Genomic DNA, 17371 nt, shown 5'->3' on the forward strand with positions numbered 1-17371 from the left:
CCATGGCGGAGGACGCGCCGGATCGGCAAGCGCAAACCGTCCCGTGACCTCGCTTTAATGTTTCTATAAATGACGGTACATTAGTCGCCGCCCGGTATCGACGAAGCCTTCGCTTGCATAGAGCCGATAGGCGCGGTCGTTGTGTTTCTCGACCTCCAGCATCAGCACCCGCGCGCCCCGCGCGCGCGCCGACTCGACCGCGCAATCGAGCGCCGCGCGGCCCAAGCCGCGACCCCGAATGTCTGGAACCAGAAAAATATCGTCGATGAAGGCATCGAGCCCGCCATGCTCCGGGCTGTAGCCGAGCGAGAGCACGAAATAACCGACCACCCTGCCCTCATGGCGCAGCAGCCAGGTCGGCGCGAGCGCCGCATGACCCTCGCCGGTCACGCTCGCCCGCGTCGCCGCTTCGGCCGCCGCATCCATCGGATGCCCGTCCTCGCTATGAAACGTCCGCGCCATATCGAGCAAAAGCCCGGTTTCCTCGGGCCGCACCGGATCGGCGACGAGCATCGGCGAGTCTTCAGTTGTTCCGTTCTCTGTCATGACCGCATCATCGCCCGATCCGACGCGATTGGGCAAGACCGGCCCGCCACGCGATACAAACCCCGTCATCGCGAGGAGGCCGAAGCCGGCGAAGCGATCCACACCCCAACGCCGTCATTGCGATGCCAAGCGAAGCGCCGGCGGAAGCAATCCACATTTTCGGAAAAATGCTCAAGAATTTCTGGATTGCTTCGGCGCTTCGCTTCTCGCAATGACATTGGGCGTAGGCAGAAGCTTGCTTCACCGGTCACTCTTAAAGCCGACCTAACGCAGCCGCGCCTTCATCGCCTCGGCCTCGATCGCGTTCAGAATCTCCGCCCCCGCACCGCGCCCGAGCAGGCGCAGCAGGCTGAACCGCTTCTTCGGCCCGATGAAATCGGGTCTTGCCTTGGCGCCGAACCGCTCGGCGATCACGCTCCGCACATCGCCGAACCCGTCGATCAGGCCAAGCGATTTCGCCCGCTCGCCCAGCATGTAGGAGCCATCGAAAATCGCGTCCTCATGCCCGTCGATCGCCGCACCGCGCCGCTCGCGCACCCACGCCTTGAACCCGGCATGGATATCGTCGAGCAATGCGCGCGTGAATTGCTCGTCCTCGGGCCGCGCCGGCGCGAACGGGTCGTTGCGCATTTTGTTGGAACCCGCCGTCACGATGCGCCGCTCGATGCCCAGGCGGCCGATCAGTTCCGGCACGCCGAACCCGCCGCCGATCACCCCGATCGAGCCGACGATGCTCATCGGATTGGCGAGAATCTCGTCCGCCGCGCAGGCGATCCAGTAGCCGCCCGACGCCCCGACATCGCCGATCACCGCGACCACCCGCACCCCGGTCTCACCCGCCTTGCGGCGGATGAACCGGCCGATCAGATCCGACTGCACCGGCGATCCGCCGGGGCTTTCGATCGCCAGGATCAGCAGTTTCTCGCCCGCTTTCGCCGTGCTGAACCCACGCGTCAGCGCGCCGGAGAAACGGTCGAGATTGACCGCCGCCTCGCGTGGCGCGATCACGCCGGTCATCCGCACCACCGGCACTGTCACCGGCGTCCAGGGCAGTTTTTTCGGCAATTTTGCCCGCAATTCGGCAAAATCGGTCATGGCAGCAACGCCAGCGCGCGCAGATCGCGCCGCAATTCGGGCGGCAGCTTGTCTTCGATTGTCGCCGCGTCCCGCGTGATATCCATCGGCGCATCCTCCGGTGCCAGATAGCGCCAGCCCTGAAACGGCCGCATCGGCCGCGCCGCGACCCGCACCAGCGCGGGGTCGAGCACCAGCCCGGCGCAAGGCGAGCCATCGTCCCATGCATCGAGGGTCACGTCCAGCACGCGCTGCCGCACGATAACGAGCCCTCCGACCACCCAATAGATCGAGCCGCCATTCCGCAGCTCATCCGCGCGTTTCGGCATCGAGCGGGTCCGGTGGCGCAGCGGCGGCTCGGCTTGCGCGCGGCGGCGCTGGATCTCGGCCAGATGGCCGACATCCTTCACCCCCACCGCGAGCTTGACCAAGTGAATCACGCCGCCTGTCTTACACTGGAAATCGCCTGCCAGATACGCTCCGGCGTCGCCGGCATGTCGATGCCGCGCACCCCGTCCTCGGCCAGCGCGTCGATCACCGCGTTGATCAGGGCCGGCGGCGAACCCACCGCGCCGGCCTCGCCCGCGCCCTTCACGCCGAGCGGGTTGGACGCGCAGGGAATTTCGACGAACTCGACCTCGATATCCGGCACATCGTCGGCGCGCGGCAGGGCGTAGTCCATCAGGCTGCCGGACATGAGCTGGCCGCTTTCCGGGTCATAGGCGGTGTTTTCCAGCAGCGCCTGGCCGAGCCCCTGCGCCACGCCGCCATGCACCTGGCCGCGCACGATCATCGGGTTCACGATGGTCCCCACATCGTCGCACACCAGATAGCGCAGCACCGAAACCACCCCGGTTTCGGGGTCGACCTCGACCTCGGCGATATGACAGCCATTCGGGAAGGTATGTTTCTCGATGGCCGCGATCTCCGCCGTATCCAGCGCGTTGCCGTCCGCGTCATGCAGGGTTCCGGCGAGCGAAATGATATCGACCTGCCGGTCGGTGCCGACGATCTTGAACGCGCCGGCTTCGAACACGATGTCGGTCACCGCCGCCTCCAGCATGTCGGCCGCCGCCTTTCTGCCCTTTTCGATGATGCTCGCGGTGGTCAGCGCGATCGCCTGGCCCTCGGAATACAGGCTGCGCGCGCCGCCGGTGCCACCGCCGCTCGGAATCGCATCGGAATCGCCCTGGCGGACGCGGATGCGTTCCGCGTCGATGCCCAGCCGGTCGCCGACCAACTGGACATAGGCGGTCTCGTGCCCCTGCCCGGTCGATTGGGTGCCGACGAACACATCGACGAAACCGTCGCGGGTGAAGCGGATTTCGGCCCGTTCCTCCGGCGCTCCGCCGGTCGCCTCCAGGTAATAGGCCATGCCGATGCCGCGCCGTTTTTGCTCCGCCGCCGAGCGGGCGCGCCGCGCCGGGAAACCCTTCCAGTCCATCACGTCGAGCGCCCGGTCCAGCACTTTATGAAAATCGCCCGAATCGTAAATCTCGTTCAGCGCCGAGCGATACGGCATCGCGCTCGACGGGACGAAATTGCGCCGGCGCAGTTCCGCCCGGTCCGCGCCGATCTCGCGCGCCGCCGCATCGATCAGCCGTTCGACCAGGTAATTGCTCTCCGGCCGCCCGGCGCCGCGATAGGCGTCGACCGGCACGGTATGGGTCAGCACGCCGGAGACCTGGGCATGGACCGCCTTGAAGCCGTAGACGCTGGCGAGCACCTTGGTACCGGCGACGGTGGGGACGAGCGGCGCGAAATTCGACAGATAGGCGCCCATATTGGCGATGTCGCGCACCCGCAGGGCAAGAAATTTCCCTGCCGCGTCGAGTGCCAATTCGCCCTCGGTCACGTGGTCGCGGCCATGGGTGTCGGACAGGAACGCCTCGCCGCGATCGGCGATCCATTTCACCGCCCGGCCGAATTTGCGCGCGGCATAACAGACCATGACGTGCTCGGGATAGACGAAGAATTTCATGCCGAATCCGCCGCCGACATCGGGTGTGATCACCCGGAATTTGTCGGGAGCGACCTTGAAGACCGCCTGGCTGAGGATGTCCTTGAGCATCCAGACGCTCTGGGTGCCGGAGGTCAGGGTCCAGCGGCCGGTCGCGGCATCGTATTCGGCGCGGGCGGCGCGCGGCTCCATCGAATTGACCACGATCCGGTTGTTCACCACGCGGAGCCTCGTCACGTGCGCGGCCTGCTTGAACAGCGCATCGGCCGCTTGGGCATCGCCCACCGCCCAGTCGAACACAAGGTTGCGCGGCACGTCGTCCCACACCAGGGGCACATCCCCATCCATCGCGCGGGACAGTTCGGTGACTGACGGCTTCGTCTCATAGGTCACCTCCACCGCCTCGGCGGCGTCGCGCGCGGCCTGGATGGTCTCGGCGACGACGAAGGCGACCGGCTCGCCGACATGGCGCACCACGCCCCGCGCCAGCACCGGCCAGTCCGCGTTCGCCCGCGGCGAGCCGTCCTGATTGGCCAGCGGGATGACGCAGGGAATCGCCCCGATCCCCTCGGCGGCGAGATCGGCGGCGGTGATCACCGCGACCACGCCCGGCATCGCCCTCGCCGCACTGACGTCGATCCCGGCGATGACCGCCGCGGCATGGGGCGAGCGCACAACATGCAGGCGCAGCGCGCCGTTGGCCGGCACGTCGTCGGTATAGCGGCCCGCGCCCTTGAGCAGCCGCGAATCCTCGACCCGCTTGACCGGCTGCGCAATTCCGAATTTTACCATGATCGACAACCCCATTTTATTTTTGCATCGGGAACCCTGCCGAAGGATATGGCGCGGTCGGGAAAATACAAGAGACAGGTGCCGTTTTGCTTGCCCACCCCGGCGGAGGCGATCTAATTATGAGTTAGTAAAATTAAATATCGTCATAATTCGGCGGGGATCGATGCTCTATTTCGAACTGGTGAACGCCCTCAAGGCCCTGGCCGACCGGAAGCGGCTGACGATTCTCGGTCATCTCGCCCAGGGCGAACAGAAGGTGCAGGATCTCGCCGCCCTGGCCGGCATCAAGCCGCCGACAGCATCGCATCATCTGAGCACCCTGCGCAAGGCGGGGCTGGTCCGGCTTCGCCTCGCCGGGACGACGCATTGGTATGCACTGATCCAGGAAAACCTGACCGAGATCGGCGATATTCTGCTGACCCGCGACGGCACGGCGTCGCTGGCGCACCCGGTCATGTCGCGCGAGGCGGATTGCACGATCGCCGCACCCTATCTGCGGCCGGACACCAGCATCACCGAGATTCCGCAATCGGCACGCAAGCGCCGGGCGGTGCTGGGCTACATCATCAGCCGGATCGACAAGCGGCGCCGGATTCGCGAGCCCGATCTGGATTACGACCTCAAGCAATTCTATCCCGACATCGCCCAGCTCAAGAGCCTGTTCCTGTCGCACCGCATGATGGGCCGCAAAGGCGCCTACTGGTGGGTGCGCCCCGACGCGGACTGGCTGATGCAGCCCAAGGTGCCCGCAAGGCTGCGCCCGACGAAACGATGAGCGATCAGGCCCGGCCGGTGCGCAGGCGTTTCAGCCGCAGCACGGTATCCACCGTGATCGCGGCGAGCAGGATGCCGCCTTCGACGATGAACCGCACCGACGATGCAGCCCCCAGCAGGTTCATCCCGTTGCTCACGCTCTCGATCACCAGCGCGCCGAACAGCGCGCCGTAGACGCTGCCGCGCCCGCCGAACAGCGAGGTGCCGCCGATCACCGCCGCCGCCACCGCGTTCAGCATGATATCGCCGTTGCCGACCGAGGCGGAGGCCACGCCGAGGCGCGCGGCGTCGAGATAGCCGGCGAGGCCGACCAGGAACCCGGCGATGATGAAGGCAGCGAGCTGAATGCCGCGCACCGAGATGCCGGCGCGGCGCGCCGCCTCGGCATTGCCGCCCACCGCGTAGAGATGCCGGCCGAACTGGGTCGATTTCGTCACGAAGGCGGAGGCGAACAGCGCGATCAGGAAAATCAGCAGCAGGAACGGCACGCCGCGATAGGCGTTCAGCATGAACACGGCACCGAACAGCAGAACGCCGACGCCGATCAGGCGCATCACCGCCGCATAACCGCCCTCATGGCCGCCGGCGGTGCGCTGCCGGATCTGGTTCAGGGTGACGGCGGCATAGGCGCCGAACAGGACGATGCTGAGCACCCAGCTCCAGAGCGGGGCGAGGTTGAGCGTGCCGATCGCGGTGGTCAGCGAATCCGAGAGCGGCACCGAGCCGCCATGCGGGGTGAGGATGCCGAGGGTGATGCCCTCGGCGACCATCGCGCCGCCCAGGGTCACCACGAAACTCGGCACCCCGACCCGCGAGACCAGCATGCCCTGGAGAAAACCGACCACCGTGGCGAAAACGATGCCGAGCACCAGCCCGGCCAGGACCGGCAGATGGAAAAACACCGTGCTCAGCGAGAAGATCGAGGCGGCGAGTACGGAGTTCCAGCCGATCGACAGATCGATCATGCCAAGCAGGATGATGTAGATTTCGGCGAGCGCCAGCGTGCCGGTAACGACGATCTGTGCCGCGAGGTTCGACAGGTTGCGCGGGGTAAGGAAATTCGCGTTCAGCACCTCGAACACGATCCAGATGACGATCAGCGCCGCGATCACCGGCAGCATGCCGAGATCGGACGCGTTGGCGACACCGGACAGCCAGCGTTTGAACGGCGATTGCACCGGCACGGCCGGTTGGGTGGTCGTGGTCATGCCGCCGCTCCTATCGCCAGGGTTCCGGTGATCGCGCCCACCACCTGATCGGGCGTGAGATTGGCCTTGCGCGCCTCCAGCACGGTCTCGCCGAGGCGCAGCACCGCGATATTGTCGGCGACCTGGAACACGTTCTGCATGTTATGGGTGATCAGGATGACCCCGTAGCCCTGGCCGGCGAGGTCGCGCACCAGGCGCAGCACCTCGGCGGTCTGGGCGACGCCCAAAGCCGCGGTCGGTTCGTCCATGATGACCAGCTTGGAATTCCACAGCACCGCGCGGGCGATCGCCACTGCCTGGCGCTGTCCGCCGGACAGCGAGGCGACCGGGGTATCGAGCGCCGGCAGGTTGATGCGCAGGGTTTTCAGCACGCGGCGGGCCTCGGCCTCCATTTCGACATCGCGCAGCACGCGCGGGCCGAGCGGCGTGGGCTTGGCGATCAGTTCGCGGCCGAGATACAGGTTCGCGCAGATGCCGAGATTGTCGCAGAGGGCGAGATCCTGATAGACGGTCTGAATCCCCAGCGCATTGGCCTCGGAGGGGTGGCGGATCGTGACCGGCCGGCCTTCGAGCAGGATTTCGCCCTCGTCGATCGGCGCGACCCCGGCGATCGCCTTGATGGTGGTGGACTTGCCCGCGCCGTTATCGCCGAGCAGGGCGGTCACCTCGCCGCGCTCGACCGAAAACCCGACATTGCGCAGGGCGGTGACCGCGCCGAAGCGCTTTTTCAGGCCGCGCACGGTCAGCAACGGCGTTGCGGCACTGCCACTCATGATATCCCTCCCGAAACCAACGCCGGCGGAGCGGGTTTTTCCCGCTCCCCGCACCAAATTCAGCCGCTATGCGTCTTGCAGATCGCGCCATCGGCGGCGGGACCGACGCAGATCGCTTTCCAGGTGGTATAGCCGGACTTGATCACCGTTGCCGCAAGATTCTTCTTGGTCACCACCACCGGGGTCAGCAGGACCGAGGGAACGTCGATCATCTTGTTGTTGGTCTTGCCGTTCAGCAGCCCGGCGGGCGGCTTGGTGTGGGTCGCCACCGCGACCGCGAGCTGGGCCGCCGCCGCCGCTTCGTCGGGGACGTATTTGAACACGGTCATCGACTGCAGGCCCTCAAGAATATAGGTGAGGCCGCCATTGGTCGCGTCCTGGCCGGTCACCGGCACCTTGCCGGCGAGCCCGACCGCCTGGAGCGCGCGGATCGCGCCGGCGCCGGTGGTGTCGTTGGCGGCGAGCACCGCATTCACCTTGTTGTGCAGCCGGGTCAGCGCCTGCTGGGATTCGGTGAAGGCGTTCTGCGCGCTCCAGTCCGGCGTCATCACCGTATAGGCCAGATGCAGCTTGCCCGATTTGAACAGCGGGCCGAGCACGTTCATCGCGCCCCTGCGGAAATCGAACGCGTTGGGGTCGGTCGGCGCGCCGTTGATCATCATCACATGGCCGCCGGCCTTGGTGTGCGCGGCGATGTACTGGCCCTGGAGCTCGCCTACCTTCACGTTGTCGAACGAGACATAGTAGTCGGGCTTGGAATCCTGGATCAGCCGGTCATAGGAAATGACCTTGATGTGATTGCGTGCGGCGTAGTTGACGATCGCCGCGCCCGCCTTGCCATCCACCGGATCGACCACGAGAACGTCGGCGCCGTTGGAAATCGCCGATTGCGCCTGGTTGAGCTGGGTATCCGGGCTGGAATTGGCGTTGCTGACGATGAGCTTCGCGTTGGGGTCGGCGGCCTTGGCCATCTTGATGAACCAGGGGCGATCGACCTGCTCGTAGCGCGGTGAGGAGTTCTCCGGCAGCAGGAAGGCGATGGTGGTTTTTTTCGTGCTGATCCTGACCGGCTTGGGCTGCGCGATGGCCTGGGCATGAGCGGTCTGCACGCCGAATGCGGCGGCGGCGAGCGCGGAGGCGGCAAGGATGGACCTGAAAGCGATTGTCATGGCGTTTTTCCCTGTTCGACGAAATTCGGCGCATCCGGCTGGCTGCGCGGCGCGCCAAATTAATTTGACCCTTGTAGTAAATCGGTCGTTATCGTGGAACCCGTTCCGGTGTCAAGCAGGAAGAATTTGGGGTAGTGAGTCAGGGTTTCTCGGGAATGCCGTGCGCATCGCGATGCTTGGATCGGGCGTTGGGATTCCCTATCTCAGCTCCTTGGGACGATAAGGCAGTCGGATAGCGGCGATGGCGAACGGATGGGCTCCGGACGGGGCGGTGCAGGATCAGATCGACGATACCATCACGGACGAGGTGATGAGAGCCCGAGCGCTCATGCCCACGGGCGAGGGCGAGACCCATTGCGTGGAATGCGGCGAGGAAATCCCGCAAGCGCGCCGCCGGGCGCTGCCCGGAGCCCGAACCTGCGTCGTGTGTCAGTCTGCGCTCGATCGTCGTCCGGTGAACAGCGGGTTCAACCGCAAGGGTAACAAGGACAGCCAGCTCAGATAGCGCTCGGCGCCGTTGCGGTTTGGTCAGAACCTGCCGGATTTACTGGCGGGGCTGGTCGATGTCGCGCAGTTCGCCGGATTCGACGCTGTCGATCGCGTTGTGCAGGATGCGCAGGATCGCATCGTCGGGCAACGAGGCGGACAGCACGTTGAGGGCGCCGCCGAGCAGCGCCGAGGCGACCGCGATGGGCGGCAGCTTCTGCTCGATCATGTGCTTGACCACCCGGTCGATCATCGAGCCTGCTTTCAGAATCTGTTCCTCGGTCGCGTAATCGCCCATATCCGTCATGCAAGACTCCTGACTCGTCATCTCACGCACCCTTGTCAGTTAATGATCGACGATGTCTAAATTAAGCACCACCATGGCTCATTCCGCCACATTCGCGGCCAGTTCCCGCGTGGCCGGGCCGGTGGCGAGGCGATCCGCCGTCTGTTCCGCGTCGGCCAGTTCCGACTGCGCCGCCCACATGGCGGCATAGACCCCGCCCGCCGCCAGCAGCGCGGCATGGGTGCCGCGCTCGACGATGACCCCGTCACGCAGCACCAGGATGTCGTCGGCGTCGATCACCGTCGAAAGCCGGTGCGCGATGACCAGGGTGGTGCGGTCGCGCGCGACCTGACGCAGGGCGGTGCCGATGTCCTGCTCGGTCGCGGTGTCGAGCGCGCTGGTCGCCTCGTCGAGGATGATGATGCGCGGGTCCTTCAGGATGGTGCGCGCGATCGCCACGCGCTGCTTTTCGCCGCCCGACAGCTTCAGGCCCCGCTCGCCCACGCGGGTTTCGTAGCCCTGCGGCAGGGAGGCGATGAAATCGTGGATCTGCGCGAGTTTCGCGGCCTGTTCGATCTCGGCGTCGGACGCGCCGGGCCGGCCATAGGCGATGTTGTAGCGGATGCTGTCGTTGAACAGCACGGTGTCCTGAGGCACCACGCCGATCGCGGCGCGCAGGGATTGCTGGGCGAGATCGCGGACATCGATGCCGTCGACCAATACCGCGCCCTCCGAGACATCGTAGAAGCGGAACAGCAGGCGCGAAATGGTCGATTTGCCCGAGCCGGTCGGGCCGACCAGCGCGATTTTCCGCCCCGGTTCGGCGCGGAACGCGATGCCGTGGAGGATTTCACGGTCCTGGTTGTAGCCGAACCGGACATCGGCGAATTCGACGGCGACCGGCGCGCCGCGCGGCGCCAGGGTTTTTGCGTCGGCGCGGTCGGTGATTTCCTGCTGGGTGCGGAGCAGCGAGAACATCTGCTCCATGTCGACCAGCCCCTGTTTCAGTTCGCGATAGACGAAGCCGAGGAAGTTGAGCGGCTGGTAGAGCTGGATGAGATAGGTGTTGACCAGGACGAACTGGCCGATATTGAGCCTGCCGGCGGCGACGCCGCGCGCCGCCATCAGCATCATCACCGCGAGGCCGACTGAAATGATCGCGGCCTGACCGAGATTGAGCGCGCTGAGGGTCACCTGCGAGCGCACCGCCGCGGTTTCATACGCGGCGAGGCTTTCGTCGAATCTTCGGCTTTCGTGCCGTTCATTGCCGAAATACTTCACCGTCTCGAAATTCAGCAGGCTGTCGATCGCCTTGGTCTGGGCGACATTGTCGGTCTCGTTCATCTGGCGGCGGAACTTGATGCGCCAGGCGGTGAAGGAAAAGGTGAACGCCATGTAGCCGCCCACCGCGATCAGGGTTACGGCGGCGTAGCGCCAGTCGAACAGGGTCCACAAAACGCCCATGGTGAGGACGAGTTCGAACAGGGTCGGCACCACGCTGAAGGTGGCAAGGCGCAGCACGGTCTGAATGCCGGTGGTGCCGCGCAGAATCACCCGGGAAAGGCCGCCGGTCTGGCGGTCGAGGTGATAGCGCATCGACAGCGCGTGCAGGTGCTCGAAGGTTTCCCGGCCGACCACCCGCGCCGCGCGCTGCTGCACGGCGGCGAACAGCGCGTCGCGCAATTCGTTGAAACCCGAAGCGGCAATGCGCACGATCGCGTAGGCGACGATCAGGGCTGCCGGAATCATCAGCGGGCCGGCCTTGGGCGACAGCGCGTTGACCGCGCGGGAATACACGATCGGCACGATCACCACAGCGACCTTGGCGAGGATGAGCGCGGCCGCGGCCAGCACCACGCGGACCCGGAGCGAGATTTCGCCCTTGGGCCAGAGATAGGGCAGCAGGGATTTGATGGTGCGCCAGGAGCGATCGGGCTTGGCAATATCGACGGTTCGGGCCATCTCCGGCAAATGGCACGTGAGCGCGGGATTGCAAATGGTTAAGGCAGAAGGGCAGGTATTGGCGGCATTGCACGGCCATATCGCGCGATGCCGCAACGCGACCCTGCCGGGCGACCGGATTCCGCTCCGCATCGGTGCGTCCCATGTCGGCTACGTGGCGCCGGACCTCGCCGCGGCGCTGGCAGGGGCTGCGACGGTCGAGCCCGGCGGCGTGACGATCGCACCCGATGATGCCGCGCGACTGAACCTGATCGCCGCCGGGCTCGCGCCCCAATTCGGGTTTCGGATGCGCGGCGAGGATTTCGACGTGCGGGCGCGCCTCGGCGGGCCGGTTCTCGCGGTGCTCGATCGCGGCGCCCTGCCGGCATTCGGCGTGATCGGGGTTGGCGCGCATCTGAACGGCGTGGTGCGCCGCGCCGATGGGCTGCATCTATGGATCGCGCGGCGCAGTGCCGAGAAAAAGCTCGATCCGGGCAAGCTCGACAATCTGGTCGGCGGCGGCGTGTCGGCGGGGATGACGCCGGACGAGACCCTGGTGAAGGAAGCCGCCGAGGAGGCGGCGATTCCCGAGGCGCTGATCGCCGGAACGCGCGAGGTTTCCCGCATCGCCTATGACATGGCGCGCCCGGAAGGCCTGCGGCGCGACGTGCTGGTGTGCTACGATCTCGACCTGCCCGAGGATTTCGTGCCGCACGCGGCGGATGGCGAGGTCGAGAGCTTCGAGCTGATGCCGGCCAGGCTCGTGCTGGAGCGCATGGCGTCCGGCGAGGATTTCAAGTTCAACGTCAATCTCGTGCTGATCGATTTTCTGCTCCGCCACGACGTTCTCGCCGACGATGCGGGGGGTTTGCGCACAACCCTCGCGGCGATGCCGGCGGCTACAGTTCCATGATACAGAAAATAATTCCATAATCGCCATAAATTCAATTGACATAGACCTGTCTTCCTTCGATAAAAAACAGCAAGGCGCTCGCGTGCCCAAGCGCCAAGGGAGCAAACATGTCCGACCGCGCCTATGAGCACATCGTCCGCGCCGAGAAACTTTGCGTCTCCTTCGGCAAGGTGCGCGCGCTGACCGATATCGATCTGGCGATCGGGCGTAACGAGATCGTCGGGCTGATCGGTGATAACGGCGCCGGCAAATCCACCCTGATCAAGACGCTGACCGGGGTGATTCCGCCCTCCTCCGGGCGGCTGTTCATCCGCGATCAGGCAGTCGATTGGAACAATTTTTCGGTGCGCCGCGCGCATGATCTGCGCTTCGAGACGGTGTATCAGGAAAAATCGCTCGGCGAGAAACAGCCGCTCTGGCGCAATTTTTTCGTGGGCAGGCAGATCGTCAACCGGTTCGGCTTCATCAACGTGCGCGAGGAGCGGCGCATCGCCAACGAGATTTTGCAGCGCCAGCTCGGGTTTCGCGGCGTCGGGATCGACGCGGAGTCGACGGTGTCCAAGCTTTCCGGCGGCGAGCGCCAGGGCATCGCGATCGGCCGGGCAATGCATTTCGACGCCGATCTGATCATCCTCGATGAACCCACCACCGCGCTCGCCATCAAGGAAGTGCAGAAGGTTCTGGATTTCGTGCGCCGCATCAAGGAGTCCGGGCGGGCGGCGATCTATATCGAGCATAATCTCGCCCATGTGCACGCGCTGGCCGACCGGCTGGTGGTGCTCGACCGTGGGCGCATCGTCGCCAATATCCGGCCTGCCGAAATGGACCTTGAAGAGCTGACCCGGTTCCTGATCGGGCTGCAGCAGACCAAGCACGCCGGAGTGGCGGCATGAGCGGAACCCCGATGAAACAGACCGCCCCGATGCTGGCCCGGCGCCCGGCATTCAAGCTCGAAGGCCTGCCGATCATCGTCGTGTTCTTCGTGCTGATCGGGCTGTTCATCGGCTTCGCGCCGACGGTGTTCCTGAACTGGCCGATCTACAACTCGTTCCTCGTCACCATCCCGCCAATGCTGATCCTGTCGCTCGGGCTGACATTGGTGATCGCGGCGGGGGAGATCGATCTGTCGTTTCCCGCTGTCATCGCGTTATCCGGTTTCCTGTTCGCCTATGTCACGCGGCATTTCGGAATGCCCTGGCTCGGGCTCGCCGCCGCGATCGCGGGCGGTGCCGTCATCGGCATCATCAATGGTTGGCTGGTCGCGGTGATCGGGATTCCCTCGATCATCATCACCATCGGCACGTCGTTCTTCTGGTCCGGCGTGGCCACGGTTCTGTCGGGCGGCATGTCCTACACGCTGCAACGCCTCACCGGCAGCGCGATCAACGGAGTTTTCGCGGGCACGCTGTTCGGCATTCCGGCCGAGGCGTTCTGGGCGCTCGGGGTCGCGGTGGCGGTCTGGTTCATTTTGAACCGGCACCGTTTCGGCGAGCATCTGCTGTTCATCGGCGATTCGCGGGAGGTCGCGCGCGTGGTCGGCATCAATACGATGCGCGAGCGGATCAAGCTGTTCGTCCTGATGGGCGCGCTCGCCGGTTTCGCGAGCGTGCTGATGACCCTGGAAAACCTGAGCTATTTCCCGACCCAGGGCCAGGGCATTCTGCTCTCCGCGCTCGCCGCCGTGTTCATCGGCGGAACCTCGGTATTCGGCGGATCGGCGACGGTGGTGGGCAGTTTTTTCGGCGCGCTGATCATCGGGATGCTCGATGCGGGGATCGTCGCGACCGGGGTTGCGGGGTTCTGGGTCGAGGTGATCGTCGGGCTGGTGTTCGTATCCGCCGTGGTGCTGCATATCGGGCTCGACGACCCGGCGCGGCTGCGCCTGCTGCACCGGCGGCTGCGCGGCAGGACTTAATCGTTACTGACAACGGGGAGACCAATCCATGAAAATACGTTCGATCCTGTGCCGCGGCGCCGGTGCCGCTGCATTGTTGGCATTTGCTTCGGGGGTTGCGATGGCCGCACCCTCGGGCGCGAAACTCGGCGCCGGACTGACCATGTATTTCCAGATGGGCGGCAGCCCCGGCGACGGCTCGACCCTGCCGCGCGAGATCGGCGCCAAGGACGCCGCCCGCGCGTTCGGCGTCAAGCTGGTCGAGCAATATTCCAACTGGCAGCCTGAAACCATGATTACCCAGTTCCGGCAGGCGCTCGCGGCGAAGCCCGACTGCATCGAGATCATGGGGCATCCGGGCAACAAGCCGTTCATGCCCCTGGTGGCGCAGGCGGAAAAGGCAGGAATCGTTGTGACCGCCGGCAACGTGCCGCTGCCCAAGCTGGAGGCGTTGTATCGCGCCAACGGGTTCGGCTATGCCGGCACCTATCTGTTCAAGGGCGGCGAGACCACCGCCGAGGCGATGATCAAGGCGGGCAATCTGAAAAAGGGCGATGTCGCGCTCGAATACGGCGTGTTCGCCGAGGGGATTCGCGGGCTGTCCGACAAGGGGCTGGCGCACGGGCTGAAAAAGGCCGGGCTGAAGGTCTATACGCTCAATATCTCGAACAAGGTGAATTCCGATCCGGCCCTGGCGGTGCCGATCATCGTCGCGTTCATCGAGCGGCACCCGACCATCAAGGCGATCGGCACCCAGCAGGGGCTGGTGACCTCGTTCATTCCGCAGGCGCTGAAGGAGGCGGGCAAGAAGCCGGGGCAGATCACCGTCGGCGGCATCGACCTCGCGCCGGCGACGATTTCCGGGCTGAAAAGCAAATACATCACCGTGACGCTCAACCAGCAGCTCTATCTGCAAGGGTTCCTGCCGGTCGCGCAATGCGTGCTGACGAAAAAATTCGGGCTGGAGGGGATGAACACCAATACCGCCGCCGGGACCGATAACGGCGCGATGATCGAGAAGATGATTCCGCTGATCAAGAAAGGGATTTACTGACCGGCCCCGCCTGGGGCAGACGGGTGCGATCATGGATGACGCGGCACATCCCGATCGCATCCGGCGCGGCGCCGTCGCCTTCATCGTTCTGATCGGCACGGTCAGCCTGTTCAGCGACATGACCTATGAGGGCGGCCGGAGCATCGCCGGCCCCTATCTCGCGCAGTTCGGCGCCTCCGGCCTGCTGGTCGGCTTCGTCGGCGGCTTCGGCGAATTCATCGGCTATGCGCTGCGCTTCGTCTCCGGTTATCTCGGCGACCGCACCGGCCGATACTGGCCGATCATGTTCACCGGCTATGCGTTCAACCTGTTCGCCTTGCCGCTGCTGGCGCTGGCGGGCGGGCTGCCGGTGGTGATCCTGCTGCTGCTGCTGGAACGCACCGGCAAGGCGATTCGCACGCCGGTGCGCGACGCCATGCTGGCGAGCGCCGCCGAAGCCAAGGGGCTCGGCTGGGGCTTCGGCCTGCACGAGGCGATGGACCAGACCGGGGCGATGATCGGGCCGCTCGGCATCGCGCTGATTCTCGGGCTGGGCGGCGTCTATCGTCAGGGTTTCGGATTCCTCGCGATTCCGGCGGTGATCGGCTACGCCGTGCTGATCGGCGCAAGGCTGCGCTATCCGGCGCGCGGGCGGCTGATCATCAAGGCACGGCTGCCGAAGCGTTTCGATTTCGGCACCGCCTATTGGCGCTTCACCGCCGCCGCCGCGATGCTGGCCGCCGGCTATGCCGATTTCGCGCTGATCGCGTTTCACTTCGGCAAGGCCGGCACGATGGCGCCGCTCTGGATTCCGGTTCTCTATGCGATCGCCATGGGAGCGTCGGGGGCGGCATCATTGGCCAGCGGCTCATGGTTCGACCGGCGCGGTATGATTGCCCCCGCGATCGGCCTCGGCCTTGCCGCGTTTGCCGCGCCGCTGGTGTTTCTCGGCGGGTTCGGCGCGGCGGTGGCGGGCGTCGCGCTCTGGGGTGTCGGCATGGGCGTGCAGAATTCGGTTCTGAAGGCGGCGATCGGCAGCATGGTTCGCACGGAGGAGCGTGCCACGGCGTTCGGGCTGTTCGATCTGGTGCGCGGCACGGCGTGGTTCGTCGGCAGCCTGCTGCTCGGGGCTCTTTATGACGTGAATATCGCCGCACTTGCCGCGATTTCGGTTCTGTTCCAGCTCGCGGGAATCGTCACGATGATCGCCTGATCGCTTTATTTTACCGCCCAGCCGTTCTATTGATGGGAGCAATCAAAAACAGTAAGGTGAGGAGATGGGCATGACGGCAAGGCAAAGGCTGGTCGCCGCGTTTTTCGGATTAGCGGTTTTCGGATTCATGCCGGCAGGATTGGCGCGAGCGAATCCGTCGATGCTGAAGGACTTCAAATTCGACCATCCAATCTTCCAGCATCCCCATCAATTCGCGACCCGGCATCTGGTGCTCCAGGTGAGCGAGGCTAATCCGGCGGTCTGGACTCTCGCGCTCAACAACGCCCAGAACGTGCTCAACTTCATGGGCGACGACAAGGTGCAGATCGTCGTCGTTGCCTACGGGCCGGGATTGAAGATGCTGCTCGCGAACTCGCCGGATGCGAAGCGCATCGCCGCGATGGACGCCGAGGGCATCGAGTTCGACGCCTGCCACAACACGATGATGGCGATGATGCACGCGACCGGCCACATGCCCGTTCTGGTGCCCCAGGCGGTTATCGTGCCGGCGGGAATCGTGCGCATCATGCAGCTCGAAACCCACGGTTTCGCCTATATCAAACCGTGACGGTCCGGCGCGGCAACCGAGATGGCACAAGTAGATGAGATCGCGCCCGATGTGTATCGCATCTCGATTTACGTGCCGGACATCGGGCTGACATTCAACCACTTCCTGGTCCGCGACGACGAGCCCTTGCTGTTTCACGCAGGGCTGCGCGGCATGTTTCCCGAGCTTCGTGATGCCGTCGTCCGGCTGGTCGACCCGGCGTCGATCCGCCATATCGGCTTCAGCCATTTCGAGTCCGACGAGTGCGGCGCGCTGAACCAATGGCTGGGGCTGGCGCCGCGCGCCGAGCCGGTCTGCGGGCTGGTCGGCGCCTTGGTCAGCGTGAACGATTTTGCGATGCGCACGGCGCGGGTGCTGGGGCATGACGACGTGCTGATCACGGGCAAGCGCCGGTTTCGCCTTCTGGCGACGCCGCATTTGCCGCACGGCTGGGATGCGAGCCTGCTCTTCGAAGAAACCGACAGGACCCTGTTCTGTTCCGACCTTTTCCTGCAATCCGGCACGGGCGAGCCGCTATCCGCCGGCTCAATCCTGGACCGGGTGCGAACATCGCTGATCGACGGCGAGGCGGGACCGTTCGCCCATGCGATTCCCTATACGCACAATACCGGCCGCGCGCTGGAGGATCTCGCGTGCTTTGCCCCGCGAACGCTCGCGATCATGCATGGCTCAAGCTATGCCGGGGATGGCGCTGCGGCTTTGCGGGAACTTGCAATCATCCTGGGCGAGGTGCTGGGATGA

The 17371-nt window shown here is 65.2% G+C and carries 18 protein-coding genes; 9 read left to right on the forward strand and 9 right to left on the reverse strand.

Annotated elements, in window-relative coordinates; genetic code table 11:
• Nucleotides 1-63 precede the first annotated feature (63 nt).
• The 4 genes from AiwAL_RS04985 to AiwAL_RS05000 all read right to left on the reverse strand — a co-directional run bounded on the left by AiwAL_RS04985 (nucleotide 64) and on the right by AiwAL_RS05000 (nucleotide 4372).
• Nucleotides 64-546, reverse strand: a complete 483-nt coding sequence (locus AiwAL_RS04985; protein WP_262312212.1) for an N-acetyltransferase — start codon at nucleotides 544-546, stop codon at nucleotides 64-66.
• Nucleotides 547-810: 264 nt separating this feature from the next.
• Nucleotides 811-1641, reverse strand: a complete 831-nt coding sequence (locus AiwAL_RS04990) for a S49 family peptidase (protein WP_235702489.1) — start codon at nucleotides 1639-1641, stop codon at nucleotides 811-813.
• Nucleotides 1638-2060: a DUF1489 family protein gene (locus tag AiwAL_RS04995; RefSeq protein ID WP_235702488.1), complete on the reverse strand. Its 423-nt coding sequence runs from the start codon at nucleotides 2058-2060 to the stop codon at nucleotides 1638-1640. Before AiwAL_RS04995 ends, AiwAL_RS04990 begins: the two co-directional genes overlap by 4 nt.
• The gene (locus tag AiwAL_RS05000) at nucleotides 2057-4372 is read right to left on the reverse strand and encodes a xanthine dehydrogenase family protein molybdopterin-binding subunit (RefSeq protein WP_262312240.1); all 2316 of its coding nucleotides are present in this window, start codon (nucleotides 4370-4372) and stop codon (nucleotides 2057-2059) included. The genes AiwAL_RS04995 and AiwAL_RS05000 overlap by 4 nt, the downstream gene beginning before the upstream one ends.
• A gap of 163 nt (nucleotides 4373-4535) precedes the next feature.
• Between AiwAL_RS05000 and AiwAL_RS05005 the strand changes: the two genes are divergently transcribed.
• Nucleotides 4536-5147: a metalloregulator ArsR/SmtB family transcription factor gene (locus tag AiwAL_RS05005; RefSeq protein ID WP_235702487.1), complete on the forward strand. Its 612-nt coding sequence runs from the start codon at nucleotides 4536-4538 to the stop codon at nucleotides 5145-5147.
• 4 nt (nucleotides 5148-5151) lie between these two features.
• Here the strand turns inward: AiwAL_RS05005 and AiwAL_RS05010 are convergent, their stop codons facing one another.
• Genes AiwAL_RS05010 through AiwAL_RS05020 form a run of 3 tightly spaced genes read right to left on the reverse strand, consistent with a single transcriptional unit; the run spans nucleotide 5152 to nucleotide 8296 of the window.
• Complete coding sequence (locus tag AiwAL_RS05010; protein WP_262312213.1) at nucleotides 5152-6354, reverse strand: sugar ABC transporter permease; 1203 nt, start codon at nucleotides 6352-6354, stop codon at nucleotides 5152-5154.
• Nucleotides 6351-7127: an ATP-binding cassette domain-containing protein gene (locus AiwAL_RS05015; protein WP_235702485.1), complete on the reverse strand. Its 777-nt coding sequence runs from the start codon at nucleotides 7125-7127 to the stop codon at nucleotides 6351-6353. The genes AiwAL_RS05010 and AiwAL_RS05015 overlap by 4 nt, the downstream gene beginning before the upstream one ends.
• Nucleotides 7128-7186: 59 nt before the next feature.
• Nucleotides 7187-8296 (reverse strand): sugar ABC transporter substrate-binding protein, encoded by a 1110-nt coding sequence (locus AiwAL_RS05020; RefSeq protein ID WP_235702484.1) that lies wholly within the window; start codon nucleotides 8294-8296, stop codon nucleotides 7187-7189.
• A gap of 241 nt (nucleotides 8297-8537) precedes the next feature.
• Between AiwAL_RS05020 and AiwAL_RS05025 the strand changes: the two genes are divergently transcribed.
• Complete coding sequence (locus tag AiwAL_RS05025; RefSeq protein ID WP_262312214.1) at nucleotides 8538-8801, forward strand: DksA/TraR family C4-type zinc finger protein; 264 nt, start codon at nucleotides 8538-8540, stop codon at nucleotides 8799-8801.
• 39 nt (nucleotides 8802-8840) lie between these two features.
• On the opposite strand, the gene AiwAL_RS05030 is transcribed toward AiwAL_RS05025, so the two are convergent.
• Entirely contained in the window at nucleotides 8841-9089 is a 249-nt protein-coding gene (locus AiwAL_RS05030; RefSeq protein WP_235702482.1) for a hypothetical protein, read from the reverse strand.
• Between the two features lie 78 nt (nucleotides 9090-9167).
• Nucleotides 9168-11030, reverse strand: a complete 1863-nt coding sequence (locus AiwAL_RS05035; protein ID WP_262312215.1) for an ABC transporter ATP-binding protein/permease — start codon at nucleotides 11028-11030, stop codon at nucleotides 9168-9170.
• 34 nt (nucleotides 11031-11064) lie between these two features.
• On the opposite strand from AiwAL_RS05035, the gene AiwAL_RS05040 reads away from it, so the two are divergent.
• The 7 genes from AiwAL_RS05040 (at nucleotide 11065) to AiwAL_RS05070 (ending at nucleotide 17371) form a co-directional block, all read left to right on the forward strand.
• Nucleotides 11065-11922: an NUDIX domain-containing protein gene (locus AiwAL_RS05040; protein ID WP_235702480.1), complete on the forward strand. Its 858-nt coding sequence runs from the start codon at nucleotides 11065-11067 to the stop codon at nucleotides 11920-11922.
• Between the two features lie 107 nt (nucleotides 11923-12029).
• Nucleotides 12030-12815: an ATP-binding cassette domain-containing protein gene (locus tag AiwAL_RS05045; protein WP_235702479.1), complete on the forward strand. Its 786-nt coding sequence runs from the start codon at nucleotides 12030-12032 to the stop codon at nucleotides 12813-12815.
• Entirely contained in the window at nucleotides 12812-13837 is a 1026-nt protein-coding gene (locus tag AiwAL_RS05050; protein WP_262312216.1) for an ABC transporter permease, read from the forward strand. The genes AiwAL_RS05045 and AiwAL_RS05050 overlap by 4 nt, the downstream gene beginning before the upstream one ends.
• 28 nt (nucleotides 13838-13865) lie before the next feature.
• Nucleotides 13866-14870, forward strand: coding sequence for a substrate-binding domain-containing protein (locus AiwAL_RS05055; protein ID WP_262312217.1), 1005 nt, complete (start codon nucleotides 13866-13868; stop codon nucleotides 14868-14870).
• A 31-nt stretch (nucleotides 14871-14901) separates the two neighbouring features.
• Nucleotides 14902-16062, forward strand: a complete 1161-nt coding sequence (locus AiwAL_RS05060) for an MFS transporter (RefSeq protein WP_262312218.1) — start codon at nucleotides 14902-14904, stop codon at nucleotides 16060-16062.
• Between the two features lie 70 nt (nucleotides 16063-16132).
• Nucleotides 16133-16630, forward strand: a complete 498-nt coding sequence (locus tag AiwAL_RS05065) for a DsrE family protein (RefSeq protein WP_262312219.1) — start codon at nucleotides 16133-16135, stop codon at nucleotides 16628-16630.
• 21 nt (nucleotides 16631-16651) lie between these two features.
• Nucleotides 16652-17371, forward strand: coding sequence for an MBL fold metallo-hydrolase (locus AiwAL_RS05070; RefSeq protein WP_262312220.1), 720 nt, complete (start codon nucleotides 16652-16654; stop codon nucleotides 17369-17371).

Source organism: Acidiphilium sp. AL (assembly GCF_025499445.1).
In the GTDB taxonomy this organism is placed as follows: Bacteria; Pseudomonadota; Alphaproteobacteria; order Acetobacterales; family Acetobacteraceae; genus Acidiphilium; species Acidiphilium iwatense.